This window comes from Limosilactobacillus caccae (assembly GCF_900156885.1).
Taxonomy (GTDB): Bacteria; Bacillota; Bacilli; order Lactobacillales; family Lactobacillaceae; genus Limosilactobacillus; species Limosilactobacillus caccae.
The window spans coordinates 178,465-203,784 of sequence record NZ_FTOY01000008.1 but is presented as its reverse complement, the minus strand read 5'-3'; the positions used below and the strand labels follow the sequence as shown (position 1 = coordinate 203,784).

Sequence of the window (25,320 nt, the reverse complement as noted above, 5' to 3'; positions counted from 1 at the left end):
GGCATCGCTTTCAGGAATAAGTCAATAAATTAGTCATTTTTCGTGAAATTTGTCCGATAAATCTCCCTCAGCTTGTTGAAAGCCTTTTCAATTACCGGTATCGTTAGCTGTGAAATATAGTTAATAAACTTTTTAGGAGGTCTTTCAATGACAACCACTGACTATTCCGCCCCATTAATTATTCAACGAGCAGACCCGTATATTTATAAGCATACTGACGGCTACTACTATTTTTCCGCTTCAGTACCAGCGTATAACCGGATTGAACTCCGGCGGGCCAGAACAATCGAAGGATTAGCTCACGCCGCTCCAAGAACAATCTGGCGCAAACATGATGAAGGTCCAATGAGCGAGCTTATCTGGGCGCCAGAAATTCACTTTATCGATGGTAAATGGTTCGTTTATTTTGCCGCCGCTGCTACTACCGCCTTTGATCAGAACGGGATGTTCCAGCACCGGATGTTTTGTATCGAGTGTGACCAGGCTAACCCAATGGGCAATGAGGAAGCCTGGATCGAACGTGGCCAGGTTAACACGCCCATCGATTCATTTTCCCTGGACGCCACCACGTTTACACTGAATGACAAGCTTTACTACGTGTGGGCACAAAAGGACCCGGCCATCAAGGGAAATTCAAACCTCTACATTGCAGAAATGGCAAACCCGTGGACGCTAAAAACTATGCCGGTCTTACTCAGCAAACCAGAATTCGACTGGGAGACAAAGGTATTCTGGGTTAACGAAGGACCGGCTGTCTTACACCGTAACGGCCGCCTCTTCCTTACCTACTCCGCCAGTGCGACCGATGAAAACTATGCCATGGGGATGCTAACCTGCAATGACGATGCTGACGTCTTAGATGCCGCTAACTGGACAAAGTCAACGACGCCGGTCTTCCAGAGTGATGTTGAACACGACCAATTTGGCCCCGGCCACAATTCTTTCACCGTTGCCGAAGATGGGACGACTAACCTGATGGTATACCACTGCCGGAACTACACCGACATTAAGGGGGACCCCCTCTACGACCCTAACCGTCACACGATCGTTAAACCATTTAGCTATGACGACAATGGCGTCCCGGTATTCGGTAAGCCCGTTCCATACAATTACCAATAGAAAGGATGTTTATTTTGGATAATACAAAGAACACCACTTCGCAAAGCCACCAGAAAAAGGATTTCTGGGGTTTCCCTGTTACCCACTTTAGCTACTTCTTCACCTGGGCGATTGTCTTCGGCTACTTGACACTGTGGCTCGAACAGCAAGCCCACTTCAATGGTGTCGAAGCCGGCCTGGTCTTTTCGATGATGTCTGGTATTTCATTACTTTTTCAACCGATCTTTGGGGTTATCTCTGATAAGCTGGTGATGAAAAAGAACCTGATTATTACAATCGCTGTCGCAATGATTTTAGTTGGCCCTTATTTCCAATGGATATTCCCACCATTGCTCGGCGTTAATAACATGTTTGCAGCGATCATTACCGGGATCTACCTCTCATTTATCTTAAATGGTGGGGTTTCGGTGGTCGAACAATATGTACAACGGGCCAGTCTCACGAACGGCTTTGAATATGGTCACTCCCGGATGGGTGGTTCCTTAGCAGGGGCCGTTGCCGCCTTAGTTGGAGGTCGACTTTTCCTGTGGAACCCAAACGCAATCTTTTGGGCATGTACGGTTGCCGCAATCATTTTGACTTGCTGCCTGGTATTTAGCGACAAGATCCACCTGGATAACCTGACGACTGCCGGGGATGATACCTCAAACAAACTCGACATTAAGCAAATCGGTTCGATCTTTAAGCTCCGTAACTTCTGGATTCTTTCCCTATTTTACATGGGAACTTCTGCTATTTACGACGTCTTCGACCAGCAGTTCATCATTTTCTTTAAGTCATTTTTCCACGCGGCTGCACAGGGAACAATTGCTTATTCCTACATGACCAGTACGCAAACTGCCCTGGAATTCTTGTTAATGATTCCAATGCCATGGATCATTAACAAGATTGGTTCCCGGAACGGGTTGATCTGTTACGGAATCATTTTGACCGTCCGGATTATCGGTTCAGCCCTCGTGCCAAACTTGACATTAATCATCTTTTTCCGTTTGCTCGCCGGGTTAGAAATGCCCCTACTCTTGGTTTCAATCATGAAGTACATTGCCGGTGCTTTCGACCTGCGGCTGTACGCAACAGTCTACGCGCTCTCTTCTAATTTTGCTAAGCAGATTTCGGTTTTCTTCTTCTCATCATTTGCTGGGAAGATGTACGACCAAATCGGCTTCCAACATACCTACCTTATCTTAGGAATCATCGTTGGAATCGTGACCTTAATCTGTGCATTCACCCTTACTAAGGAAGACCCTGTCCAAGCTGGTGAAGTTAAAAAGTAATTAAAATAGGTTTCTACTGCGCTAACCATCGTAGAAACCTATTTTTTTATTGTTTCACCGCCACCGCATGCTTTCGCCAGGCGGCCTGCAAATAGTAAATCCCGTAGCAGGCAAGCACGAACGGGACCGTGCAATATAGGGCAATCCGCTGCTGAGGGTCGAACCAGATCAAGAGGCAGGAAAGGGTGCTGGCGAGTAAGGCAAAGCACGGCACTAGCGGGTACCACGGGGTGCGGTACTTTAGCTCACTTAGCTGGTGCCCTGCTTGCAGGAATTTTCGCCGGAAGAGCAACTCACATAGGGCAATCGCGATCCAGACGAAAACAACTGCCAATCCCGACACGGACACGAGCACCAGGTAGACCGTACCGGCCGCATAAACACTGGATAGCAAGGCTAAGATCCCGCCCACCATACTCAGCAAAAGAGCGATCACCGGGATCCCCCGGTTGTTCGTCTTCGCAATGACAGCTGGAATCGTTCCCTCGTTGGCAAGCGACCACAACATCCTCGTCGACGCATACAAGCCGGCGTTTGCGGCCGAAATAATTGCGGTCAGGACCACAAAATTCATCAAGTCTGCCGCATAAGGAATCCCCAGTTGGCTAAAGACAGTAACAAAGGGACTTTGCGTGACCCCCGCCTGCCGGTAAGGGATCAGCGACGCCATCACAACCATGCTCCCGACGAAGAAAATTACCAACCGCCACAAGGTCGTGTGGATCGCCTTGGGCAGTGTCTTTTCCGGGTTTTTCGTCTCACCAGCGGTAATGGCGATTAGCTCGGTCCCCGAAAAGGCAAAGTTTACCGTCAGCATCGTTGTAAAAAGCCCACCAAAGCCGCTGGGAAAGAGGCCATTCTTCGTAAAATTGGTCAATAACGGCGCATGCTGGTAACCGTGAATGGGGATAATCCCCACAATGGCGAGCCCTCCCAGGACAATAAAGGCAACAATTGCCAGCACTTTGACCGCCGCAAACCAGAATTCACTTTCGGCAAAGATCCGGACGGTGAAGATGTTCGACAGTAGAATAATGCTGATAAACAGGAGGCTCCACCACCAGACGGGTACCTGGGGAAACCACCGCTTCATAATTAGCCCCGCGGCAGTGAATTCCGACCCCATCGCAATCGTCCAGGTCAGCCAGTACAGGATGGCGACGGTGAAACCGGTGGCCGGTCCAATTAGGTTTTTCGCATAAACGTGAAAGGCGCCGGTATAGGGCATGGCGACACTTAGTTCACCGAGACAGAGCATGACGGCATAGACGATTAGTGCCCCGACAAGGTAGGCAATCACCGTCCCCAGTGGCCCGGCCTGGTGAATGGTGTAGCCGGAGCTAAGGAAGAGGCCGGTACCGATGACGCCACCGAGGGCGATCATTTGAACGTGACGGGCGCTCATCTTCCGTGATAGGTGCGTCTTCTTAGTCATTTGCCGTCCCCTCCCTTTCTGACCGTTCGGTAAGTTTTTCATGGAGCAAGGCAATATCTGCTGGCGTGGTCGTACAACATCCCCCGACAATCGTTACGCCAGCGCTCAACCATTGCGGCAAATAGCTTGCCAGACTCCGGTGGCCGTGGGGGTATGCCCAGGTCTTGGTTTGCGGATCATAGACCGCACTGGAATTGGGGTAAGCAATAATTGGTTTGTCCGTCGCCCGGCGAATAACCGTGACCGCGGGGGCGACGCGTTCGAGGGGGATGCAGTTCGCCCCAATCGCAAAGACGTTGTCATACTGGTCGACGGTTGCGGCCGCGACCGCCAGCGGGGTTCCGTCAGCTAGGGTGGCATGGTTTTTTAGGGAAAAGCTAACATAGCACGGGGTTGTCGGCGCTAATTCCTTGGCGAGTTTAAGGACCGCGATAACTTCGTCGAGGCGGGGCTGGGTTTCAATTGCGATCACGTCGACCCCCACACTCAAAATGTCCATAAGCCGTGGCCGGTGGAACTCCTTAAATTCGGCTTCACTGCGCTGGTAGTCGCCGGTGTATTCACTCCCGTCGGCAAGGTAGGCCCCGTATGGCCCCACCGCGCCAGCAATGTAGTTATACACCCCGGTGGCTTGCTGGTATTCATCGCGAGCGTCTCTTGCTAACTGGACCGCCCGCTTAATCAATGCATGAGCTTGCCGTTCCGAATAGCCATTGGCGACAAATGCCGGTACATTCGCCTGGTAGGTATCGGTGATCGCTAACCGGGCGCCGACCTTAAAGTATTCCTGGTGGACTTGCTTGACGAGGTTTGGCTGCTTATCCAGCACGCTGGCCGTCCACAATGGATTATTGGTGTCCGCACCAAGCTGCTCCAGGGCCGTTGACATTGCCCCGTCGATTAACAATGGTTGGTTAAGTTCTTCTGTAATTTTCGTCATGATAATCTACCTCCTAAAATAAAAACGTCCCTTGAAAAGAAATTAATCTTTCCAAGGGACGTTGATTCGCGGTACCACCCTTCTTCAGGGGCCACTACCCCTGCACTCACAAACTTATCAGCGATAAATTTGCAGCCTTGGTAACGGGGGCAACGCCGTGGACGGCTAATCATTCACCGTCCAAGTGCTCACGAACCATCTTCACTAATCTTAACAATGCTGCATCTCACCAGCCACAGCTCTCTTTAAAAGTTGCCATTAGTTACTCATTCGTTCTCAGCAATTTCTCATATAAGTTGTGATTAGTATAGCGATCGCTGGGTTAATAGTCAAGTGGTTGATTAGGATTTTTTAATTTTTAGTGAGGAGGCACTACCGCCTAGTGTTCGCTTTTACTGAACAGTGTTGCCACTCATTCCTGATATGCAAGCGCTTTTAATGATGCTAAATTATAGGCAAAGGGATAAGGAGGTCCTTACAAGTGAAAAAAGTAACAGATAAAGTAACATTTTGTCATGGCGCCACTATTGATACACGTCTTATTCAAACACCAATGCTAACTAACAGTGGGAAGGATGAGAAAGCAACCCAGGATACCATTGACTACTATAATTCCCGTTCACAATCTGCTGGTGCAGTAATTGTTGAATATACCAGCGTTAGTCCCAATGGGGGTCCTTCTCGTTCATGGGCGCGCAACCGTGAACAACTAGCCATTTACAATGATGACTTTAAGCCGGGACTTGCCAAAATTGCAAAAGCCTTGAAAAAGGATGGAAATAAGGCAATTCTTCAACTCGTTCACTCTGGTCGAGAAGCCAAATATCGCCACACACTTGGCGGACAGGTAGAAGTGCCATCAGATATTGATTTTCCGTGGATTGACTATCCTCTTCACGAACTAACAGAAGATGAAGTATGGCAAATCGTCAAAGACTTTGGTGCTGCTACTAAGCGGGCAATCGATTGTGGTTTTGATGGTGTTGAAATCCACGGTGCTAATCACTACCTCTTACAAGAATTCTTCTCTAAATACTCCAATCGCCGAACTGATTACTGGGGTGGCTCATTAAAGAAACGGATGAATTTTGCTAAAGAAGTTTCTAAAGAGGTCATGGCAGTTGTTAAAGACTATGCGCCAAAGGACTTCATTGTTGGCTATCGAATTTCACCAGAAGAAATTCACGGTGAAAATGTTGGTTACACTTGGCACGAATCAACCCAATTAGTCGACATGTTAACTACTAATTTTGACTTTGATTATATTCATCTTTCATTACTCGATTACAAGCAAAAGCCAACTGATTCTAACAAGACATTAGCTGAATTACTTGGCGAGCATATTAACGGTGAAACCTTAGAAGTAGTTGCCGGTGGTATCAGAACTGAAGAGCAGATGGAAGATGCCCTAAACTACATGGACCTAATTGGGATTGGCCGGGCAACACTGATGGATAATCACATTGCCAAAAAGATTAAAGAGAATAAAGGAGAAGAGATTTACCATTGCTTTACTGATGAAACTTTAAAGGAACTTCATCTACCTGCTGGGCTAATCACTTTCCTCGCCAATCTCCCCGAAAATATGAAACTCCCTGGAACTGATGTCTTGCTGAAGCATGTTGAAACAAAGCTCGGATATGCTGAAACTCATGAATAAAAAGAATTAACTGAAAAAACTCATTGCGGCTAGAAGATTTTCCTGCTTCAATGAGTTTTTTCTTTATAATACTAAGATAGCTTCACTAGCGAATAACCTATCACTGAATTTCTGCTCTCAATTTTTCGATAAGCCCCGTTAAAAATGCCTGGCTTTCTTCTGTAATATTATTTTCTGGGTGGGTAAGGATACCAAAAGTAAACTTGTCTGGAATTAGGTTGGTCAAAGTAAACTTCTTCATCACTCTAATCGCTGGCCATAAAGAGTGAATAGTTTGAGCATCCCGGCCTAGTCCGGCAACATCAGTATCTTTTATTGTCTGAAGAATTGTTTGATTATCATTAACCCGTAATAATACATTTAATGGTCCGCAGATCATCTGCAAGCGATCAAAGTTCTTTTCGTTAAGCGGATCATCATAAAGGCAAAATTTCATTTTTTGAATATCTGAATTATCGATGCTTTCTTTAGAATAAAAGGCATTTTTGGGGCCGACAAAGAGCGTAAACCTACTCTGACAAATTGGACTAAATTTTAAGCCATCAATCATTGACTTATCTTCTTCAAGATTAACCGCGATTAGTCCCGCTTCGATTCTTTTATCCCGAACATTTTTAATTATTTTGTCAGCGTGGTGACAGCTAACATTTAACTTTCTATTTAGATTATTACGCGTGTAGTCAAGCATATATTCACCAATCAATGGCTCTAATAAGGTATTTACATATTGGACCCGGATAACGTGTTGGTTTGTATCATCCTTGATCGCACTAACTGTTGATTCTAATTTATTTTTTGAACTTAAGATATTGGTAATTGACGGAAGCAACTGCTGGCCAGCTTTACTTAGCGTAGTACCTCCATATGATCGATTAAATAGCTTAATCCCTAATTCATTTTCTAAATCATTGATGGCCGAGCTCAATCCTGATTTGCTAATATGAAGTGTGTCGGCGGCCTCATTAATTGATTTACAGTGAGTCAATACCTCGACATATAACAACTGTTCAAAGTTCATGTTTACCTCTCCCCAAAATCCGATACTTTATCATTGCATAGCCAAGGCCGCAAATTAAACTACTCTCCTCTTCACTGCCCATTTTGGCGGTACCGGGCTTCCACTGCCGCCTTCTCGTCACGCCACCAGTCTTGGTGGGTGCTGTACCAGTTAATCGTTTGCTGCAGGCCCTGGCGGAAGTCGGTAATCATTGGTCGCCAGCCGAGTTCGGTCCGCAGCTTAGTAGCATCAATCGCGTACCGCAAATCATGACCAGGGCGATCTTTCACGTGGTCATAGGCATCCCCAGGTTGACCCATCAATTCAAGGATCAGCGCTAAGACTTCCTGGTTGTTCTTCTCCCCATCGGCACCGATTAGGTAGGTCTCACCGATCTTTCCCGCAGTCAAAATTTGCCACACCGCCCGTGAATGGTCGCTGGTGTGAATCCAGTCGCGGACGTTCTTCCCGGTGCCATATAGTTTGGGACGGATGCCACTCAAAATGTTGGTAATCTGCCGGGGAATAAATTTTTCAATGTGCTGGTAAGGACCGTAATTGTTAGAACAATTAGAAATCGTCGCCCGGAGGCCAAATGACCGCACCCACGCCCGGACGAGCATATCAGAGCTAGCTTTGGATGCCGAGTACGGGCTTGACGGCCGGTATGGTGCATCAGGGGTGAATTTTTCACCGGGTCCGTCACCATGACCAGGGAGGTTTTCTCGCAGCGGCAAGTCACCATAGACCTCATCAGTTGAGATGTGGTGGTAGCGGACATCATACTTGCGGCACGCATTGATTAAGACGGTGGTGCCAACAATGTTCGTTTGAATGAATGGCGCCGGGTCGATTAGGGAGTTATCGTTGTGACTTTCGGCGGCGTAGTTCACCACGGCATCGGCTTTTTGAACGAGCTGGTCGACTAAGTCCTGATCGCAAATATCACCAACGACTAATTGAACCTTCTCTTTTGGCAACCCTGCTAAGTTGGCTGGGTTACCAGCGTAAGTCAACTTATCTAGTACGGTAATATGGGCAACTTCCGGGTGGTTAGCGACAATATAACGGACAAAGTTAGAACCGATAAAGCCAGCGCCCCCGGTGACGATGATGTTTCTGAATTTTGGCATGAATCCTCCTAATCATAAAAAGATGATGTATTAAGTTAATAATACACCATCCCTAGTCCTCATTGTTAACTGCCAATGCTAATAATTGTGTCTCTCTGATTAGCCTTCATTAGCTAGTATTATTTAGTTTTTGTAAATTTAATGCATTTAATTATAATAACTAGCTATCTTCTTCCAAACCATCTGATATCTTTTTTAGATATTGTATAAATGCCATGTCCGCTCTATTTGGGTACTCTCGTAATCCAAGCGAACAGTCAATTTGTTTATGCTTTGCTGCATTTTTCCTTGCTTTTTCTAAATTAGAAATTAATTGTTGATATTCATCTTCACGTAATCTTAGAAGTGGCTCATTAGCAAATTGTAACGACCAGTTATACATCCTAACAACATCTTCGAATCGTTTTTGCTTTCGATACATGATTGCTAACTTTTGACTAACCGTTAACGGCCGCAAATTTAAAACTGAGAGCCACCATGCTTCAGCCCGATCCCAATCACCACGTTTATAAGCAACGATTCCTGCAAAATAATATGGTAAATACGTTGCTATAAAATAATTCTCCACTGCCGTATCAAAATAACCATACTGCGCCATTTCGACATAATTTTGCTCCGGCATTGTTAAATTTTCCTGAAATTGCATAATTGATGTCTCAATTGACGACTGTTTAGCCAAGGGATAACCTGTTCTAACATTAATAATCTTTTTGTCTTTTACTATTATCTCTGGTTTTTCACTAATATAATGCTGTAATTCACTATAATGTCGTTGCGGGGTATGTGAAAAATTCTTCCAATCACTATCTATTTTCTTAATAGAAGTTTGGGGCTTTATATCTGTTTTTGGCAGCGAAGTCGACTTAACTTTCTCAGTTGTGATATATATTCTTTTATGCTTATAACGATAAATAAAATAACCGATAATAACTATCATAGCTACTGCAATGACAGGATAACTAATTATAAATGCCAATATAAGAAAACCAAGAATTAGCCAACTAGCACACCCTGCACCTTGCACTGAATTATTTCTATTTGTACTGTATCGGTGGCTTCTCTCACCATTTAACAATTTTCGCGTGTCAATTGACGTGCGGTAATACACCTTATTATAAAGTTTTCTCTGCGGATGCATCCATCCAGCCCTACGCGTTCCGTAGCCTGGAATAAATGCCTTTTTTAGCTTACGCTTATATATTCCTTTATATCTTGCCGAAAACGACTTCTTTAAAGATGGCTTCCTAAATACGCTTCGTGCCATATATATTCCCCTTTCACTAGTTTTCTAGTTTCACAGAAAATGAGAAACAATATTTTTCCTACTGACTCCCAAAAGGATCATTGATTATGATAACCTATTTAGTGGGAGTATGTGTTATATAATCATTGGAGGATAGGAATTTGAAAAAGATAACAACGATTTTTATAGGGCTTATTGCTGGATTATGCCTATGGGCAGTTCCTAATACGCAAACTGTAGAAGCTAGTCAAACACCACTAACAATCAACATCCCTGACGGCAAGCAAGCACAAATTACCAATAAAGCTATCAAGATCAATTCTGAAGCTGATGGAACGATCACGTTCACGGGAAAAACTGAAAATGACGCTAAAGTCTCCTTCGTAAAATATGGTGGCAATAACCATCATTACAAAGTCATAGCCGATGAGAATGGTAATTTCTCAAAAACACTAAAATTAGCACAAAATACGAAAAAGTGTAAATTTGTGATTACTTCTGATGACGACGAAGATAGTAAAAGCGCAAAAGTAACCTTTATCGTTACAAATACCGGTTATGTCAAACCAGTTGAATCATCGTCATCTTCAGAAAGTAGCACAGCAATTTCTGAAGAATCTTCTAATGCTACAAGCTCTTCAGAAACGGCCGTTTCAACTAATGATGACATGAAAACTGATCAGGCAAATGGAAAAATCGTAGGAAATATTAATTCTAAGGTTTACCATACCCCTGACCAACAAGGCTACCATATGAATCCTGCTAACGCTGTCTACTTCAATTCAGAAGCTGAAGCTCAAGCAGCAGGTTACCGTAAATCACTTAGATAGTAAGCATTTTCGCTGTCTCCCATAAAAAAGCACTAAGTTAGTTGAAGTTGTAACTAGATACTAACTTAGTGCTTTTTTAACTGAATTTTTCCTAAACTCCCCCAATAATTGGCACAATTACCTTAAGCAATCAATATCTATACGTATTGAAAAAAAGATCATGAACCACCGTCAATTTGGCGATTCATGATCCTTTTGCTATTTTAAATGTTATTTTACTTAAACTATTTTTACGAATTAACGTTAAAGAACGGATTAATTATTCAGCAAAAGTATTGATTAATGATATTTACCCATCTCTGCTATTATTGATGTTTTCCTTTCTCATTACGATATTCCTGATAGAAAATTGAAAACAGTCAACAACAACTGTAGGTCATTTTAAACTTTCTATTTAATTTTTGAGTAATTCACAAACTACTTAAAAAAGTATTCTAATCAAAACAACTTAATAATATTCGATTCTGTCTTGTAATAACTCTTAATTTCGCTTTCAAACTTATCAAAGTATGATTCTTTTAAATCAAACAAATCAATTAAAAACTTTTTGCTAATGTACATCTTATTTGTAATATCTGAAATTGGCATTAATCCATGCTCAAAGACCATATCCATCATTGCTTTTACTTTACCAGGCTTTATTGGTGCCCATTTATCATCTAATGGCTCTATATTTTTATAGTCTAATTTATTAATTTTTGCGTAAAAAAGCCTATTTTGTTGGTAAGTTAAAAGTCCTAATTTATAAGCTCGCATTTCTAAAGCTGCAATAGAAACATAGTATTTTTTCTTCAACGATATATATGATAATGGATTAGCAAAATGATTTAAGTTCCCACAATCCCTCAAGAATTGGTCTTTGGGAAGTAATAGTGCAGATGCAAATTCGCTTGCCTCTTTTTCTACTGCTTTATATTCCTCTTTCTCTAATATTGCCATATCAACATCTTGATGTAATAAAATATGTCCTAATTCATGTGCTAAATCGAATGTTCTTCTAACAGCTGACTTTCGATATGTGCCTAATACAATAAAAGGGCGTCCATTATCAGTTAACGTACTATAAGCATCTATCGTGTGTCCTAAATTTTTCTTTTCTAAAATATAGATACCACTTTTTTCCAGGTTAAACATCAAATTCCTATTATCAGTTATTTCTAAAAAATCACGAGCTATATTTGCAACCTTATCAATAGCAACACTTCGATTTGAAATACTATTTAGTATCTTAGTAGATTCTTTTTGAAGTTCATCAATGTTATTTTTGGGGACCTTCAGGAACGATTCAAAATAATTTATATAATAATCGACAAAGTTCAAATACTGTAATTCAAATTTTGTTTTCTTTCGTGAGCTTCTATCATCAGCGCGATATGCCACATGCTCTTCACTGGTTACATATTTGTCAATACAACTTCTTTTTAAAAAGTATTGCGAGCTAACGTTAAATTCATTACTTAGCTTATTAAAGACACCTATATTAGGAATGATCTTATTATTTTCATATTGCGAAATAGTTTGCTCTGTAGTTGCCAATTTATTAGCTAATTCTTTTCGAGAAAGGCCATTCAATTCACGCAACTGGCGAATGTTATCTCCAACATAATCCATGAATTAGCCTCCTCATCATTATGGTTAATTTAACCTTCCTTTTTAGATTGTTCTGTTTGTGTAGTTGGAACTTCAAAACTATATTTCTGTTGCCCATATACTGCATCCGGAATATTAGAGTTATTATCTCCAGCAACATTTAATTCATCGTCATTAAACTCAATACCACTATTATTCATTAATTCAGATAAATCTTCAACCTGAAACAGCTTATTAGTTCGTTGATTAGGCATAGTTAGAATAATTTTACTTAACTGCCCGCCTTCATCATGATCATAAGTTACAATATAAAATCGGTCAACATCATTACTATCAATCATTGACTTACTTGGTAGTAATTCCATTTGAAATGATCCGTTAATTCCCCTACCTTCTAATTTTCCATTATTAACCAGATGATTATTTATCCCGGCATATTCATTTATATAATCACTTATATTAGTAGATGATCCATTAAATTGCGGACCAATTGTCCTAATATTTTTTACAAAAATCAAACTTTTATTTCTCTCTGATTGAGCATATGCAAATTGAAGATAGCCCCAGGCATAACCAGCTTTAGCAATATTATAGGTAACTTTTGAGTTAGTCTCTGTCTCCTTGCCAACATATGTGTCAATATAATTTCCTCTAGCCCATGACAATCCATTACTTACTATTAAATTTGGATTTTCTCTAAGGCGCATTTGAAGATAGTTCTGTTCTCCCTTCATAATTCCATTCACAATTTGCTGTTCTAGTTCAACTGGGAGAGCTAGTTCGTGCATAAAGATTTCACCTCTCTATTATTAAAGCAGCTTCAAGAGACACCAGGATTACTTATCTTAATCAGTAAATCATCATAACATACACAATTAACTCTCATAATTCTCTAGATCAACAAGGTTGATTCCTTCTCCCCATTCTGCTGATTCATCAATCTCGCGAGTCATTGGTAGTTCATTTTCAAATGCATTGTCAATTATTTCCTGCTCTAAACAACTCCCTTTATAGCAGATGCTTGCATTTAAGAACACTGCATAATCAAATCCCCGATCATATAAATAAGGTAAGATTTGCTCATTCAATAGCTTTATTTTTGTCTTAGCTGTAGCCTTTTTACTATTAATGAACAAATTATCGATAATCGCAATCTTACTCAAAGGATTAATCTGAAATACATTTAATAGTTTAGACGCTATAAATTCTTGATCACCATCGATACTATCAGCAGCTTCATATAAATCAACTTGATCACCGTTAAAAAGGTAGAGATTGGCTTTTGCAACTTCTATTTCCTCATCCCCATCATCGAGTATTGTTTTTAAGGTAAGCCATTCACTAAACAATCCGTGGTCAAATTCTGTACTCTTATTAAAGGTACCATCTATAAAAATATACGCATCCTGAATTTGCTTATCAGTTAAAGTTCTATTATCTACACTCATTCTAAACGCCTCACAAATTATATTTAGCGCGCCTTTTCAAAACATATGTTCTTAAAATATATTAGCACAGCCGATTGCTCTATGCAAACATATGTTTTATTTATATAAATAGCATAGTGAAACTTGAAAGTACTCAAAAGAACTAGAGCCCATAACAGCTCTAGTTCTTTCTTTATCAAATTTAGTTTTTAAACGGCCTTTAGAAGAATATTTTAGATACTACGCAATAGGTAAGCCATGAATTGGCTAATTGTTTGGTTGATAAACTCGGCTTCCTGTAATTGCAGTGTCCTTAACAGGTAGATCAATACTTCAATAAACTTAATTTCTGGCTGTCCGTGAATTGAATCCTTGAATGACGCTTGAAATTGATTCATTTACTAAGTTGGCTTAGACCAATTTGCGTGATAAATGAAGAAATTAAGTTTTTTAGTATCGTTCTCGGTCCGAATTTGAGTTATCCTTTTCATTACGCAAGACTCTTTTCTACTTAGGTTTTAGGCGCTTGAAGTATAACGCAAGAGTCTTGCGTTTTCTATTTTTATAACGAAAAAGCGCCAAATGACGGTCAATTACCGTAATTTGGCGCTTTCAAGTTTCAGTAACTAATTCTATATTACTAGAGGAACAAGTAAGTTTAACCACACTTGATAAGATACAATTATATTCACTTATCATAGTAGTACTTAAGCTGAATTATTTGTATTTCTTCTCTTGTTACATCGTACACCATTCGATGCTCACTATCAATTTTCCGTGACCAGAAGCCAGTCAAATTGTGTTGCAGTGGTTCAGGTTTACCAATACCGGTGAAGGGATGATGAATAGTATCATTAATTATTTTATCTATCCTTTTCACCATCTTTTTGTCATTCTTTTTCCAATCTAGATATTCGTACCAAGCATCTTGCGTAAAATCAATATTAAGCCTGATCGTCAGCTGACATCCTATCAAATTCTGCAGGTGTTAAAAAGTGATGGTTAGTAGCGTTATCTAACTGGCTGATTGAATGGGCTAGCGCTTTCCGATTGGCCTTAGTCCCTAGTAAATAGTTTGTCTCTTGCCAAGAGTTATACTCTTTTTCAGAGATTACCACAACATTCTTTTTTCAGGACGAGCAACAATAATTGCTTCATTGTACTCTGCTACATCATCAGCGTATTTTTTAAACGATTTTCTAAATTCTTTAGTTGTAACTGCTTGGATCATGACTTATCACCTCTTTTTTATTAGATCAACCCGCTAGATATTTGTACACGATTAAGTACACATCTTAAATGTTAGGATACTGTGAAGGGCTGGAACCGGTAACTGTTCTCTGTTGTCTGATAAAACAGTCAATATCCATATATTCAGTTTAATCGAATAAAGTTTTCTAATGCCAAGAGCGTCAAATCAGTAAGAGCCCCTTTATATGATGTTGTAAAATTAGGGGCTTGCAGTTTAATCGAGTTTGTACGTTATTTGTCATACAATATAGAAGAGGTGATAAATATGGATGCAAGAGTAAATAGTAGAATTCCCATTGATGTTAAAGAAAAAGCCAACAAAGAATTAGCTGCACACGGCTTATCAATTTCAAGCTTTATTCGGATGACATTAACATCAGTTGCTAACGATGGCCTTCCTAAATATTGGGGTATTCCAAATGCTGAAACCATGTCATCAATTGATGAAGCGATTAATGACATGAAAGATTCTCATTTAAAGAGTGCTAATTCCTATGATGACTTGGAGAAACTATTAAATGAGTAAAGTTATTCCCACTAACCACTTTAAGAAATAACGGAAAAGTAAAAAATCTCGCGGGGATAGCATTTTTAATGGTCAAGTTCCATTTCCTAACGATAAACGTTTACCATGGGAGTTTTTTAACTGACCAAAAGATTCCTTCTTATTTTTATGAACATCCAATCAATTTAACAAAACAACAACGTCAAGAAATTAAAAATCAATTGGGGAGCTTAAATGATCTTGAAATTAAAGGACTCGATTTACATTTTGACGGTCATAATGGAGATCATCTACTTCTTTATATTCGGACAAATCAAAATATTGTATACCTAACCGGAATAGGATCACATTCAGAATTATTTTAATGACAAAGCTTTTGCTTGCTTTCAAGCTAAGCAGTCAATCCCCATACGTATTGAAAAAAGGATCATGACACTGATATTTTAGTGCTTCATGATCCTTTTGCTATTCACCTAAAATTGAAGCTTAGAAATGGAAGTGGAGAATATAACTAGCAACGTTTTCCTATGCTGAACTTATCAAATTAGTAGAGATATCCGAATATCTTCGATCTTTTCTCTTAACTACTCCTTATTTCTTTTATCTTCGCTAAATTTTCTTTGCAGATATCCAACCTGCTTAAGAGCTGATTTTAAGATATTAACCTCATATTTTTCATTACTCTGTGAAAATATTTTCTGTGCATTCCAAGCGTACGAAAGGAAATTTTTCCTTTTAATTGGCTTTGTGACAAGATACATTTGAGTATACAGCTTTCTTTTCGGAATACTATAGCCCTTATTTGCACTTTCTTTAACAAATTTCTGCCAATTATTTAGGTTTTCATCTTCAGTATTGTACATTCCTTTTTGTGTCTGCTTATATATCCACATATTTTCAGCCAACGAGTTAACGGCTTTCTTACCCTTATAATGAAATTTATATATGGTTTTAGGACGTAAATTAACTGCAATTCCATTAAAAGAAAAGCCTAAGTAATTTAACTCACTTTTATCTAATGTATTACTACCAGAGGAAAGAAGAAAAATTTCTCGACGATTTTTGTCAAAATAATAAAGACGTGTTTTTGATTCTTTTATGGTCAAGAATAGATTATTGCGACTTTTTGCAATTATTGTTTTTTCTATTTCTCTTATTTTTTCAATACTAAATTCTTGATCAGGAATTACAATTATAAAATCATCAGAATAACGCCTATAAAAACCATTAAATCGTTGTAAATATTTTCTAATCCACTCATCAAATTCTACCATATAAACATTTGCTAAAATTGCACTTAGCGCAGTTCCTTGTGGAATTCCCACTTTATGCTTCCGTGAAACCTTTAATTGGTTATTTGCTATTAGGTTATCCAATTCTTTTAAATCTTTTACATATGAGGTTCTATTTTTTAAATTGTAAGTTGGGTTGTTAATAATATCGTCAAGCTTAATGTATCTATAATCCATCAGATTTTTTAATATTGATCGCCAGTCATCTGTAAATTCTCCGCCATCAATACTTTCAATCACTTTTTTTACATTCTTCATTAACACATCATGATTCAGGTTATCAAAAAAATGTGAAAAATCTCCCTTTATTACCCAGGAAGTTTGAGAAGCTATATTATCAATTGCATCCCTAGCACCCGTAATGTTTGAATGGCCAGTTCTATATGCTATAGGTATTTCTGAAAGTTTATTTTGAGTTAAATAGTATTCATAACTTTTATATAAAATTTTTGAATATATCTTATATAAAAAAGCATCATGATGAGATGGTAAAGATATAATCCTCGTTTTATTATATTTTCTCTTTTTTCTATTATATTTTTGAAAAACAATTGGAAATTCTATAAACGGTAAATGCCGATAACTAGAAACATAATTATTATTTTGTATAATTTCGTTAATTATTTTGCATCTGATATTATTAGATAAAGGCTTGTCAAAATGTTTATACGTTGTCGCTGTTCTTTTTAAATTTTTCCTTTGTAAATATTCTCTCAATGTAGAAAGCTTTATTTCATTAAATGAGATTTTCTTTTCCATAAAGTCATCCTTTAAAGTTAAAAAGCAACCCATTTTTAATCCTTATGAGAAAATAAGAATTTATACACGGGCTGCATTGAACTTAGTTGCTGGACAGGCTCAGCAAGTTCATTTTATTCTTGGCAATAGCCTTCCTCAAATCACTTAATAAAGTTAGAGGTGACTTAACAATGTGTTTAACAATTGCATTCATCAGTTACTTGCTCAATAAGAGTAAGTCCTCTAAGATGGAAATAATTCTAAGAATTGTTAAGATTCTTATTGAAATTATCTCATTAGTAAGCTATAAGCTTCTTCAGATTCTTAATTGCCTGACTCATCATAAATCTGATAAAAGTATTATACCATAAAATCCATAATCTTAAAAAATCATCCTTGCCGGATTTATAATCTAAGTGCAACATCATAAATTAAACAAAAAGGCCATGAAGACCTAAACTTAAATTGACCAAAAAATAAGAAAGGTGATCTTCATGACTCAATCAAATTTTAACACTCGTCGACACTACCATCAATTAACTAGTGAACAACGTGGACAAATCGAAGCTCTTCACGATTTAGGATTAACCAATACGGCAATCGCTAGAAAACTTCATTGTCATCGGTCAACGATTGGCCGTGAGCTCAAGCGTGGCAGTGTTCTTCAACGTAACTCTGATTATTTTCTGTATCATCATTACTTTGGTGAAACTGCCCAGATTAAGCATGATCAGTGCCGTTTAAGATGTCACCGATGTCATGAATTAATTGAAAGACTGAAATTAGCCTATCAAGAAAATCGTCTTGAGCCGATGCTCAAAAACTACCTTCGTTATAAGCTTCTAATAATCGATGAAATTGGCTATTTACCAATTGATGATTTAGGCTCTAACCTATTCTTTCAGCTTATCTCAAGAAGATATGAAAAGAAGTCAATCATTGTTACTACTAATATTCCACTATCTAAATGGGGACAAACTTTTTCTAATCCTACTATTGCTAATGCAATTTTAGATAGATTAGTTCATCATTCAGAAATATTTAAGATTTCTGGTAAATCATATCGGATGAAAGACTATACGGAACAACATACAAAGCAGAATTTAAACCGGTGAAAAAGTACATTTTTAAACCGGTGATTTCTAGCAATTTTAAATCGGTGTTGACATTATGCATAAATAATTTACCTATTTCTGTAATTAGAAACAACAGGTCTTGACACTGATTTCAAAGCAAATAAATTATTCTGGATTAATCATTTAATTTTATCTAATTCTATTGAAAGTACTCTTCCAATTTTCTCACAGTTGGCTCAAAATTTTTTAACAGTGCATCTTTCTCAGATTCATTATAGATTTTTTGGGCTAAGTTAAAAATTTGCTTTTTCTTTTGATCAATTGGTTTATACTTCACTAAATATTTTAGTTCAGGATATTGATTTCCTAATTTGTCTGTTAATGCGTCAAGAGATTCATTTTTGGATGTCATACCTTTAAGAATACAATTTAAAGTATCATAGCTTTTCTCTTCAATATAATTTTTTCCTAATAATCCATCCCAAAACGTTAAAGATAATAAGTCTTCAACCTCAACGTAAAGGTGAATCTTATTTCTATTATTAGCTTCTTTCATTGCATCAGTATATTCCCAAAAACTATTTTTAATTGGTAATGCCTTCCCCCTCTTTTTTTCATGTTCATGCTTAAATTCTTTTACAAATCCATTTAATTCCTTATTAGCACTTTCACCAGCTTTATCTCTATCAAATATTATGTATAATTTTGACTTATTATTAGCATATATCCATGCCTTGGCTAAGTTAACGATTTTTTCACACCCTCCTTCTTCTGGTTTAGTTATTATTTTTAATTTTTTTGACTTTATTTTATTATACAAGTTATTATGCGAGTACTGGTTAATAGCCATTTCTAAGTACTTTTGATCGTACATACCTTCTACCATAATAGAATCAACATCAGTAAATGGAGTATTACGAATTTCTGCCTCTGCTTTTCTAAGTTTTATTTGCGCTTCTTTTATAAAGGGGGCCACTAAAGGCATTAAGCCCATTTTTCTAGTAATCATTGCTTTTTTATAATTATCTAAATATAATGTTTCACCCTCATTATCATCTTTCGATACATAAAAAACTTTACTATTTTCGCTATCCTTATTTAGATAAAAAGCTGGAGAATGCGTTGTAATAAACATCTGTATATCATTAGAATAATCTAAAAATTCTTCTGCCATGTCAAAAGCTTTAGTTAGTTCTAAACCATTCTCTGGCTCTTCAAATCCCCAAATAGTCACAATTTTTGTTGATCCTTTAGAACGTGATTTTTGGTCTTCATTTGCTATATATTTTAAAATAAAAGGTATATGTCTTGCTTGTATTCCATCACCTCTTTTTTCTAAGTCAATATTTAAATTTCTATCTTTATCTGATGTTATAAATTCAAGTGCCTTGAAAATTTCACTTAAGTTCTCAGGAATCGACAATCTACTTGTTATTCCTAAATGCTTAAGTGCATTCTTACTAATTTCACTTGTATAGTTTCTTAATGTATTAGAAAAATTGGAAATAGATTTTTTTAATGGGCTATCCAAAGATGATGAAACCGAAAGGTAAAGATCAGCTAATAATCCTTTGTAATACTCTTTACTCTTTACAGCCGGAATATATCTAAATCTTATCTGTCTTAATGCTCCAGGTACTCTTGAACGCGCATGCAATTCTTGCCCATCGCTATCAATTATTCTGTCTTTAAAGTAACCATTCGTCCGCCACGTTTTTTCCCAGGTAATTTTACCAGAATCACGATATCCCTTTGGTATTAAAAAAGTAATCTTTATTTTTATTTCTTTAGTATTATGAGTTTTCTTTGGAAAAAGATATGAAAAATCTAATTTGAAATTGAATTGTTCTTGATAGTCTGTTTGATCATTAAAAAATAGATTTAGTGCTTTTAATAAATTTGACTTTCCTGCATCATTAAGTCCTACAAACGTATTATAATTTTTTACATCTAATACGGCTCGCCTTATTGATCTAAAATTCTTTATTTCTATTTTTGTAATTAATATTCTGTTATCATCCATTTCCTATACTCCCTATAATTTGTAAAGTATCCATCCCAGTAACAATTTTAATTAATATTATTTAAGAAAAATGGTATCTTAAAAAAGACACCTTCAATTTTGCATATATTCCATTGTACACCATTTCATATTCTAACTTTAGATTCTTTACTAATTTGATAGTTTAATAAGCAATAAATATCCATGTGTATTTAAATGATTTAGACATCCTTACCACTAAAGTATAGTAAACTATACCCTAATAATTTTCTTAACAAATATACTATTTTTTAACAGACGAATCCTACATTCAACCAGAATATTGGTTAACAATATTAAAACATACTCAAAGATATGTAAGCACACCATAACAACACGTATTGAAAACGGCGCCTGTGATCCTACGATTTGGATCACAGGCGCCTTTGTTTATTTATGACAATTTTCTTGAACTTCTTTTGCCCATGGCAAATAGCCCTCAAGATTTGATGTCTTGCGGTTTGGTAGTTTCTTAAATAAACATTTGAAGTAGCGATAAGGACTTAACTAATTCATTTTAGCCGTTGCTACTAAGGTGTAGAAAATCGCATTTGCTTCTGCTCCTGCGATACTTTTCGCAAATAAACAATTCTTGCGAATTAAGGTCGATGGGCGGATTGCTTGTTCAACCGCATTATTACTTAGTGGCACTTGCCCATTTTCAAAGATGCGATACACACGTTGGCGAAGCTTTTGCGCATTCTCAATGGCCTTTCTTAGCCTACCCATTGGATGTTCAATCCGATCTAGATAATCGTAGAATTGATCAAGCAATGGTTTTATCTGCTCCTTTCGCAATGCTAACTTTTCCTTCGCGCTTTGATATTTTAGACTGTTTTCCTTATGGAAAACGCGGCTTAATAGCTTAATTGCTTGCCATGCCTTCGTTTGGCGACGCTGGGCTGGTTTTAAAAGTTTGGTAATTCGAATAAATTCACGGCGAATATGTACCAAACAAGAACCAAATTTAGCTCTGGGATAAAGCCGATTGCTGTAACCGCTATAGCCATCACACATAATAATTCCTGGATAATTCTCGCCCAGGATCTTCCCAACCATTTGACCTGATCTACTATTGGCATAATGAAAAATACCAATTTGATGGTTACTGAATTCCTTTGTTGTTCTCGTTACCCAGAAATATCCATTAGCTTTTCGTGTATCGAGCACCTGAAAGGGTGTTTCATCCATATGAATCACCGCTTCTTCTTGTACTAATTTGATAAGGGCCTGATAGATTGGCTTTAAGTACCGTTGACTAACCTTAATTAGGGCGCGGTCCAAATTTTTGTCCTGAATTGGCAAGCCGACGGCGTGCCAGAGCTTCAGCTGGCGATGACAAGGCAATGCTAAGTTAAATTTGTAATTCGCTACTTGAGCTAAAATGCTGCTAGATAAATAACTATGATTTAATAACGCCTTTGGTGTTTGACTATTTATCAGGATATCTTTACCGCCGGGATGGCAATTTTCACATTTGTACGTAGCTTGATAATAATTCTTACAATAAAGTTCGGCTGGCTTCATACAAACTTCTCGTCGCACTAACTTGCTGCCTACTTTTTTCAGTTCATGCTGGCAATTTGGACATTCACGGTCGGTCAGTCCTTTACTCTCATTGACTTGGGGTAAAGAATCCAAAAAAGCAGTCCGCTGCCCACTCTTTTTCCGTTTCGAGTGGTGACGCACTGCTTTGGTAACTCTTGTTTCAGTAACTTCAGTTACTGAAAGATCAGGTGCCTGCATCGACATCAGTTGTTCATCACTAAATAGTGACTCTTGACCAACTGCTACCTTTTCGATAACTTCAGTTTTTTTCCCGAAGAACTGCTCTTTTTGCCCGGCAATAATCTGGCGAAGATAATCAATTTGCTGATTAGCGCTAGCTAATTGCGCCTTCAGCTTTTGATTTTCTTTTTCTAGTTCCTTACTATCCATGCTGCGTCACCTCCTCACTTGATTAATCTTTAATTATTATATCAAAGTGGAAGGAATTTAAACAGGCCTAATATAAGCTACCTGGAATCGCACGGTGCACTTGTGGTATGGGAAATGGGTTGAGTCCTTTAAGTAAGTTTGTTAGTTGTTGCTCATCAAGTAGTTTAATCTCTTGACTACTTTTCGGCCACTGTAAATGACCGTTTTCAAAGCGCTTATAGAGGAGAATAAATCCTTCACCATCCCAAAAGAGTGCCTTAAAACGGTCATTACGACTTCCGCAAAATAGAAATAAAGAATTACTATATAATTCTAACCCATAGTTTTCGGCGATCACCATGGCTAAACCATCTATTCCTTTGCGTAAATCAGTCTTACCACAAACCAGATAAACTTTATCTGGATCCTGCCAATTAACGAGCATAGCGAATCATTGCTTTAGCTAGTTCAACCGCTAGGTTGACGCTAGCTCCTTTAAAAATGACTAATTTAACCCCAGCTTCTTCGATCTGTGCTGCAACGTGAGGTTGCCATTGACGTTTGATGGGTGAGGTTGGTTTAGTTGAAAAGTAAGCAGTCAATATCCATACGTCTAGCTTAACCGTCTATGGTCTCCTATACTGAAAACATTAATTCAGTAAGGAGATCTTTTATTATGGAAGAACAAAATGAGATTATTAAACCGGTTTTCAAAAGCAAACCAAGCAATTTTAAAAAGCATGGCTTCAACGCTCGCCCAGCGATTAAGGTACAGGTTAACGATGTTGAACTAACGATATACAAAGGAGCAAATTCAATCTTAGCTACTGATAATCGCAAAAGTAGTGATTCGCTATGCTCGTTAATTGGCATGAGCCAGACCATGTATATCTTGTCTGCGGTAAGACTGACTTACGCAAGGGAATTGACGGACTAGCAATGGTTATCGCAGAGCATTATGGTTTAGAATTATACGATAATTCACTCTTCCTTTTCTGTGGAACCAGAAGTGATCGGTTCAAAGGTTTGTTTTGGGATGGCGAAGGTTTTATTCTCTTATACAAGCGGTTTGAAAATGGCCGACTAACGTGGCCTCGACATAGTCGTGAGGCAAAAGAGCTAACCACTCAACAACTAGATTATCTATTAGCAGGACTCAATCCTTTTCCAGCGAGGAACATTAAAAAAGCTATACCGGGGAATTTTTACTAACACCTACTTTTTAAAGCTGTGGTTCTTTGATATAATATCAAGGACAATGAAGAAGGAGGTGACGTATCCATGGTTAGCAGCAATTTAGAGAAAGAAAATCGGGAATTAAAAGCCCAAATAAAAGAATTAAAGAAGCAAGTTGAACAGTTAACTGCAATTGTTAAACTTCAACAAAACCAAATGTTTGGAAAAAAACTGAAGTAATAGAAACGGTAGTTGATGGTCAACAGTCACTATTTAGTGATGAAGAGCTAGACCAACTACAAGCTACCGATATTTCAATCACCGAAGTGATTGAAAAGAAAGATAAGCAAGTGGTGCGTCACCAGAAGCCAAAGGGCAATGGTCGACGGACCGCTTTTTTGGATCGTCTCCCGCAAGTTGAAGAGGTAATTAAGTTAAAAGATATTGACTGTCCCCATTGTCATCAAGAGATGAAGAAAATTGGCCAACACCTATACAGTCGAGAAGCACGTTTAAAACCGGCAGAACTTTATTGTGTCAACTTACTTCAAGAAAGCTATAAGTGTGCGCAATGTACGAGTAAAGATAATGGTGATTTAATTATTAGCAGTGAGATGCCACAAAGTATCTTACCGCATAGCTACTTTTCCAGTACGATTTTGGCAAAAGTGGCCGAATATAAATTCAATCTTGCCTTACCTTTTCATCGACAAATAAAGCTCTGGCAAGCCGCCGGCTTACCAGTAGAAGGGCGACAGCTAGCGACTAGCATGATTAAAATTAGCCAAACTTACCTTGAGCCGCTTTATCAGCAATTACTAAAATTAACCCGCAATGAAGCAGTAATTCATATGGATGAAACACCATTTAAGGTGATTGATGAAAGTAATGAACAAAGCTATTTCTGGGTAACTAGGACAACGAAAGAATTTAGTCAGCACCAAATAGCGATGTTTCATTATTACAATACTCGTGCCGGAAAAACTGTTGGGCAAATTATCGGTCAAGATTATCAAGGCATTATCATGTGTGATGGCTATAACGGTTATAGTGATCGGCTCTATCCAACGGCTAAATTTGGCTCGTGCTTAGTCCATATTCGCCGAGAGTTTCATCGGATTACCCAATTAATAGATCGGGAGCAGTTGAAGAAGTCTAAAGCATATCAAGTACTAGAATTAATGCGCCCAATTTTCTATCAGGAAAATCGGTTGAAATATGATAATCGAGAGGGAAAGCTTTGGCAACGACAGTCGCGAGTGAAACCGCTAGTGGATAAGCTATATGAATACCTAATTAGCATCGATCATCCGCAAGGGCGATTAAAAGCGGCAGTCAATAATGCCTTAAAACTAAAAAAACGGGTGTATCGGATCTTTGAAGATGGGCAAGTACCATTAACCAATAATCCAGTTGAACAGTCAATTCGCCCTTCAACATTAATTCGTAAAAATAGTCTATTTGCGAAGAGCATTTCCGGAGCACAGGCGAACGCAATTTATTATAGCCTGGTAGCAACTGCCCAGTTAAACCACTTAAATATCTACAAATACTTTCAGTATTTGTTTGATCACCTGCCAAACCGCAAGGACGAAGGACTTGAGGCTTATTGTAAGCACACCATAACGACACGTCTATAAAAAGCTGCCCCCACCTCCTATACTAAAAGCATCAGG

The 25,320-nt window shown here is 38.3% G+C and carries 22 protein-coding genes, 3 pseudogenes and 1 other annotated feature; of the genes and pseudogenes, 10 read left to right on the top strand and 15 right to left on the bottom strand.

What is annotated here, in order from left to right; genetic code table 11:
* Positions 1–147: 147 nt before the first annotated feature.
* Together CZ502_RS02035 and CZ502_RS02030 are read left to right on the top strand one after the other, a co-directional pair.
* Positions 148–1,119, top strand: coding sequence for a glycoside hydrolase family 43 protein (locus CZ502_RS02035; protein ID WP_076459442.1), 972 nt, complete (start codon positions 148–150; stop codon positions 1,117–1,119).
* Between the two features lie 5 nt (positions 1,120–1,124).
* Positions 1,125–2,393: an oligosaccharide MFS transporter gene (locus tag CZ502_RS02030; protein ID WP_200804210.1), complete on the top strand. Its 1,269-nt coding sequence runs from the start codon at positions 1,125–1,127 to the stop codon at positions 2,391–2,393.
* 46 nt (positions 2,394–2,439) lie between these two features.
* On the opposite strand, the gene CZ502_RS02025 is transcribed toward CZ502_RS02030, so the two are convergent.
* Together CZ502_RS02025 and mmuM are read right to left on the bottom strand one after the other, a co-directional pair.
* The gene (locus tag CZ502_RS02025; protein ID WP_076459440.1) at positions 2,440–3,828 is read right to left on the bottom strand and encodes an amino acid permease; all 1,389 of its coding nucleotides are present in this window, start codon (positions 3,826–3,828) and stop codon (positions 2,440–2,442) included.
* Positions 3,821–4,768 (bottom strand): homocysteine S-methyltransferase, encoded by a 948-nt coding sequence (mmuM, locus tag CZ502_RS02020; RefSeq protein WP_076459439.1) that lies wholly within the window; start codon positions 4,766–4,768, stop codon positions 3,821–3,823. Before mmuM ends, CZ502_RS02025 begins: the two co-directional genes overlap by 8 nt.
* Positions 4,769–4,819: 51 nt before the next feature.
* Positions 4,820–5,055: a binding site (T-box leader), on the bottom strand.
* A 194-nt stretch (positions 5,056–5,249) separates the two neighbouring features.
* Here mmuM and CZ502_RS02015 point away from each other — a divergent pair.
* A complete protein-coding gene (locus tag CZ502_RS02015; RefSeq protein WP_076459438.1) occupies positions 5,250–6,428 on the top strand; it encodes an oxidoreductase in 1,179 nt (392 codons plus the stop codon).
* A gap of 100 nt (positions 6,429–6,528) precedes the next feature.
* Here CZ502_RS02015 and CZ502_RS02010 read toward each other — a convergent pair whose 3' ends face one another.
* From CZ502_RS02010 to CZ502_RS10760, 3 genes are all read right to left on the bottom strand, one after another.
* Entirely contained in the window at positions 6,529–7,446 is a 918-nt protein-coding gene (locus CZ502_RS02010; protein ID WP_076459437.1) for a LysR family transcriptional regulator, read from the bottom strand.
* A gap of 71 nt (positions 7,447–7,517) precedes the next feature.
* The gene (gene rfbB / locus CZ502_RS02005) at positions 7,518–8,558 is read right to left on the bottom strand and encodes a dTDP-glucose 4,6-dehydratase (RefSeq protein ID WP_076459436.1); all 1,041 of its coding nucleotides are present in this window, start codon (positions 8,556–8,558) and stop codon (positions 7,518–7,520) included.
* A 160-nt stretch (positions 8,559–8,718) separates the two neighbouring features.
* Positions 8,719–9,822, bottom strand: coding sequence for a tetratricopeptide repeat protein (locus CZ502_RS10760; RefSeq protein WP_076459435.1), 1,104 nt, complete (start codon positions 9,820–9,822; stop codon positions 8,719–8,721).
* Between the two features lie 140 nt (positions 9,823–9,962).
* Between CZ502_RS10760 and CZ502_RS01995 the strand changes: the two genes are divergently transcribed.
* Entirely contained in the window at positions 9,963–10,631 is a 669-nt protein-coding gene (locus CZ502_RS01995) for a sunset domain-containing protein (RefSeq protein WP_076459434.1), read from the top strand.
* 438 nt (positions 10,632–11,069) lie between these two features.
* Here CZ502_RS01995 and CZ502_RS01990 read toward each other — a convergent pair whose 3' ends face one another.
* The 6 genes from CZ502_RS01990 to CZ502_RS10985 form a co-directional block, all read right to left on the bottom strand.
* The gene (locus tag CZ502_RS01990) at positions 11,070–12,242 is read right to left on the bottom strand and encodes a spr1629 family repressor/antitoxin (protein WP_076459433.1); all 1,173 of its coding nucleotides are present in this window, start codon (positions 12,240–12,242) and stop codon (positions 11,070–11,072) included.
* 29 nt (positions 12,243–12,271) lie between these two features.
* Positions 12,272–13,009: a spr1630 family ClpXP-sensitive toxin gene (locus tag CZ502_RS01985; protein WP_076459432.1), complete on the bottom strand. Its 738-nt coding sequence runs from the start codon at positions 13,007–13,009 to the stop codon at positions 12,272–12,274.
* Between the two features lie 87 nt (positions 13,010–13,096).
* On the bottom strand, positions 13,097–13,669 hold the full coding sequence (locus tag CZ502_RS01980) for a hypothetical protein (protein ID WP_076459431.1): 573 nt from the start codon (positions 13,667–13,669) through the stop codon (positions 13,097–13,099).
* Positions 13,670–13,881: 212 nt separating this feature from the next.
* Complete coding sequence (locus CZ502_RS10670) at positions 13,882–14,046, bottom strand: hypothetical protein (protein WP_159434546.1); 165 nt, start codon at positions 14,044–14,046, stop codon at positions 13,882–13,884.
* Between the two features lie 290 nt (positions 14,047–14,336).
* Entirely contained in the window at positions 14,337–14,624 is a 288-nt protein-coding gene (locus tag CZ502_RS01975) for a Txe/YoeB family addiction module toxin (protein ID WP_438267729.1), read from the bottom strand.
* Positions 14,593–14,766, bottom strand: coding sequence for a hypothetical protein (locus CZ502_RS10985; RefSeq protein ID WP_368087318.1), 174 nt, complete (start codon positions 14,764–14,766; stop codon positions 14,593–14,595). Before CZ502_RS10985 ends, CZ502_RS01975 begins: the two co-directional genes overlap by 32 nt.
* Positions 14,767–15,164: 398 nt before the next feature.
* On the opposite strand from CZ502_RS10985, the gene CZ502_RS01965 reads away from it, so the two are divergent.
* Complete coding sequence (locus tag CZ502_RS01965) at positions 15,165–15,425, top strand: type II toxin-antitoxin system RelB/DinJ family antitoxin (RefSeq protein ID WP_076459430.1); 261 nt, start codon at positions 15,165–15,167, stop codon at positions 15,423–15,425.
* Between the two features lie 563 nt (positions 15,426–15,988).
* Here CZ502_RS01965 and CZ502_RS01955 read toward each other — a convergent pair.
* On the bottom strand, positions 15,989–17,455 hold the full coding sequence (locus tag CZ502_RS01955) for a reverse transcriptase/maturase family protein (protein ID WP_159434545.1): 1,467 nt from the start codon (positions 17,453–17,455) through the stop codon (positions 15,989–15,991).
* 473 nt (positions 17,456–17,928) lie between these two features.
* Here CZ502_RS01955 and CZ502_RS11005 point away from each other — a divergent pair.
* Together CZ502_RS11005 and CZ502_RS10750 are read left to right on the top strand one after the other, a co-directional pair.
* A pseudogene (locus CZ502_RS11005) lies at positions 17,929–18,078 on the top strand (helix-turn-helix domain-containing protein); the annotation flags it as partial.
* Positions 18,067–18,549 (top strand): ATP-binding protein, encoded by a 483-nt coding sequence (locus CZ502_RS10750; protein ID WP_255372230.1) that lies wholly within the window; start codon positions 18,067–18,069, stop codon positions 18,547–18,549. The pseudogene CZ502_RS11005 and the gene CZ502_RS10750, both read left to right, overlap by 12 nt.
* 160 nt (positions 18,550–18,709) lie before the next feature.
* On the opposite strand, the gene CZ502_RS01935 is transcribed toward CZ502_RS10750, so the two are convergent.
* The 3 genes and pseudogenes from CZ502_RS01935 to tnpB (CZ502_RS01925) all read right to left on the bottom strand — a co-directional run bounded on the left by CZ502_RS01935 (position 18,710) and on the right by tnpB (CZ502_RS01925) (position 22,913).
* A complete protein-coding gene (locus CZ502_RS01935; protein ID WP_076459427.1) occupies positions 18,710–20,533 on the bottom strand; it encodes an ATP-dependent nuclease in 1,824 nt (607 codons plus the stop codon).
* A 408-nt stretch (positions 20,534–20,941) separates the two neighbouring features.
* Positions 20,942–22,489 (bottom strand): annotated as a pseudogene (gene tnpC, locus CZ502_RS01930) (IS66 family transposase).
* Positions 22,490–22,556: 67 nt separating this feature from the next.
* On the bottom strand, positions 22,557–22,913 hold the full coding sequence (tnpB, locus tag CZ502_RS01925) for an IS66 family insertion sequence element accessory protein TnpB (RefSeq protein WP_076459426.1): 357 nt from the start codon (positions 22,911–22,913) through the stop codon (positions 22,557–22,559).
* A 231-nt stretch (positions 22,914–23,144) separates the two neighbouring features.
* Between tnpB (CZ502_RS01925) and CZ502_RS01920 the strand changes: the two genes are divergently transcribed.
* The 3 genes and pseudogenes from CZ502_RS01920 (at position 23,145) to tnpC (CZ502_RS01910) (ending at position 25,284) form a co-directional block, all read left to right on the top strand.
* Positions 23,145–23,405, top strand: a complete 261-nt coding sequence (locus tag CZ502_RS01920) for a hypothetical protein (RefSeq protein ID WP_234982435.1) — start codon at positions 23,145–23,147, stop codon at positions 23,403–23,405.
* Positions 23,324–23,680 (top strand): IS66 family insertion sequence element accessory protein TnpB, encoded by a 357-nt coding sequence (tnpB, locus tag CZ502_RS10980; RefSeq protein ID WP_076459425.1) that lies wholly within the window; start codon positions 23,324–23,326, stop codon positions 23,678–23,680. The genes CZ502_RS01920 and tnpB (CZ502_RS10980) overlap by 82 nt, the downstream gene beginning before the upstream one ends.
* Before the next feature lie 69 nt (positions 23,681–23,749).
* Positions 23,750–25,284: pseudogene (gene tnpC / locus CZ502_RS01910) on the top strand (IS66 family transposase).
* Positions 25,285–25,320: the final 36 nt, after the last annotated feature.

What these genes read in the sequence shown, in the direction of transcription:
- CZ502_RS02035 (WP_076459442.1), top strand. Translation starts at nt 148, where the DNA reads ATGACAACCACTGACTATTCCGCCCCATTAATTATTCAACGAGCAGAC.
- CZ502_RS02030 (WP_200804210.1), top strand. Translation starts at nt 1,125, where the DNA reads ATGTTTATTTTGGATAATACAAAGAACACCACTTCGCAAAGCCACCAG.
- CZ502_RS02025 (WP_076459440.1), bottom strand. Translation starts at nt 3,828, where the DNA reads ATGACTAAGAAGACGCACCTATCACGGAAGATGAGCGCCCGTCACGTT.
- mmuM (WP_076459439.1), bottom strand. Translation starts at nt 4,768, where the DNA reads ATGACGAAAATTACAGAAGAACTTAACCAACCATTGTTAATCGACGGG.
- CZ502_RS02010 (WP_076459437.1), bottom strand. Translation starts at nt 7,446, where the DNA reads ATGAACTTTGAACAGTTGTTATATGTCGAGGTATTGACTCACTGTAAA.
- rfbB (WP_076459436.1), bottom strand. Translation starts at nt 8,558, where the DNA reads ATGCCAAAATTCAGAAACATCATCGTCACCGGGGGCGCTGGCTTTATC.
- CZ502_RS10760 (WP_076459435.1), bottom strand. Translation starts at nt 9,822, where the DNA reads ATGGCACGAAGCGTATTTAGGAAGCCATCTTTAAAGAAGTCGTTTTCG.
- CZ502_RS01990 (WP_076459433.1), bottom strand. Translation starts at nt 12,242, where the DNA reads ATGGATTATGTTGGAGATAACATTCGCCAGTTGCGTGAATTGAATGGC.
- CZ502_RS01985 (WP_076459432.1), bottom strand. Translation starts at nt 13,009, where the DNA reads ATGCACGAACTAGCTCTCCCAGTTGAACTAGAACAGCAAATTGTGAAT.
- CZ502_RS01980 (WP_076459431.1), bottom strand. Translation starts at nt 13,669, where the DNA reads ATGAGTGTAGATAATAGAACTTTAACTGATAAGCAAATTCAGGATGCG.
- CZ502_RS10670 (WP_159434546.1), bottom strand. Translation starts at nt 14,046, where the DNA reads ATGAATCAATTTCAAGCGTCATTCAAGGATTCAATTCACGGACAGCCA.
- CZ502_RS01965 (WP_076459430.1), top strand. Translation starts at nt 15,165, where the DNA reads ATGGATGCAAGAGTAAATAGTAGAATTCCCATTGATGTTAAAGAAAAA.
- CZ502_RS01955 (WP_159434545.1), bottom strand. Translation starts at nt 17,455, where the DNA reads ATGGAAAAGAAAATCTCATTTAATGAAATAAAGCTTTCTACATTGAGA.
- CZ502_RS01935 (WP_076459427.1), bottom strand. Translation starts at nt 20,533, where the DNA reads ATGGATGATAACAGAATATTAATTACAAAAATAGAAATAAAGAATTTT.
- tnpB (WP_076459426.1), bottom strand. Translation starts at nt 22,913, where the DNA reads ATGCTCGTTAATTGGCAGGATCCAGATAAAGTTTATCTGGTTTGTGGT.
- CZ502_RS01920 (WP_234982435.1), top strand. Translation starts at nt 23,145, where the DNA reads ATGGAAGAACAAAATGAGATTATTAAACCGGTTTTCAAAAGCAAACCA.
- tnpB (WP_076459425.1), top strand. Translation starts at nt 23,324, where the DNA reads ATGCTCGTTAATTGGCATGAGCCAGACCATGTATATCTTGTCTGCGGT.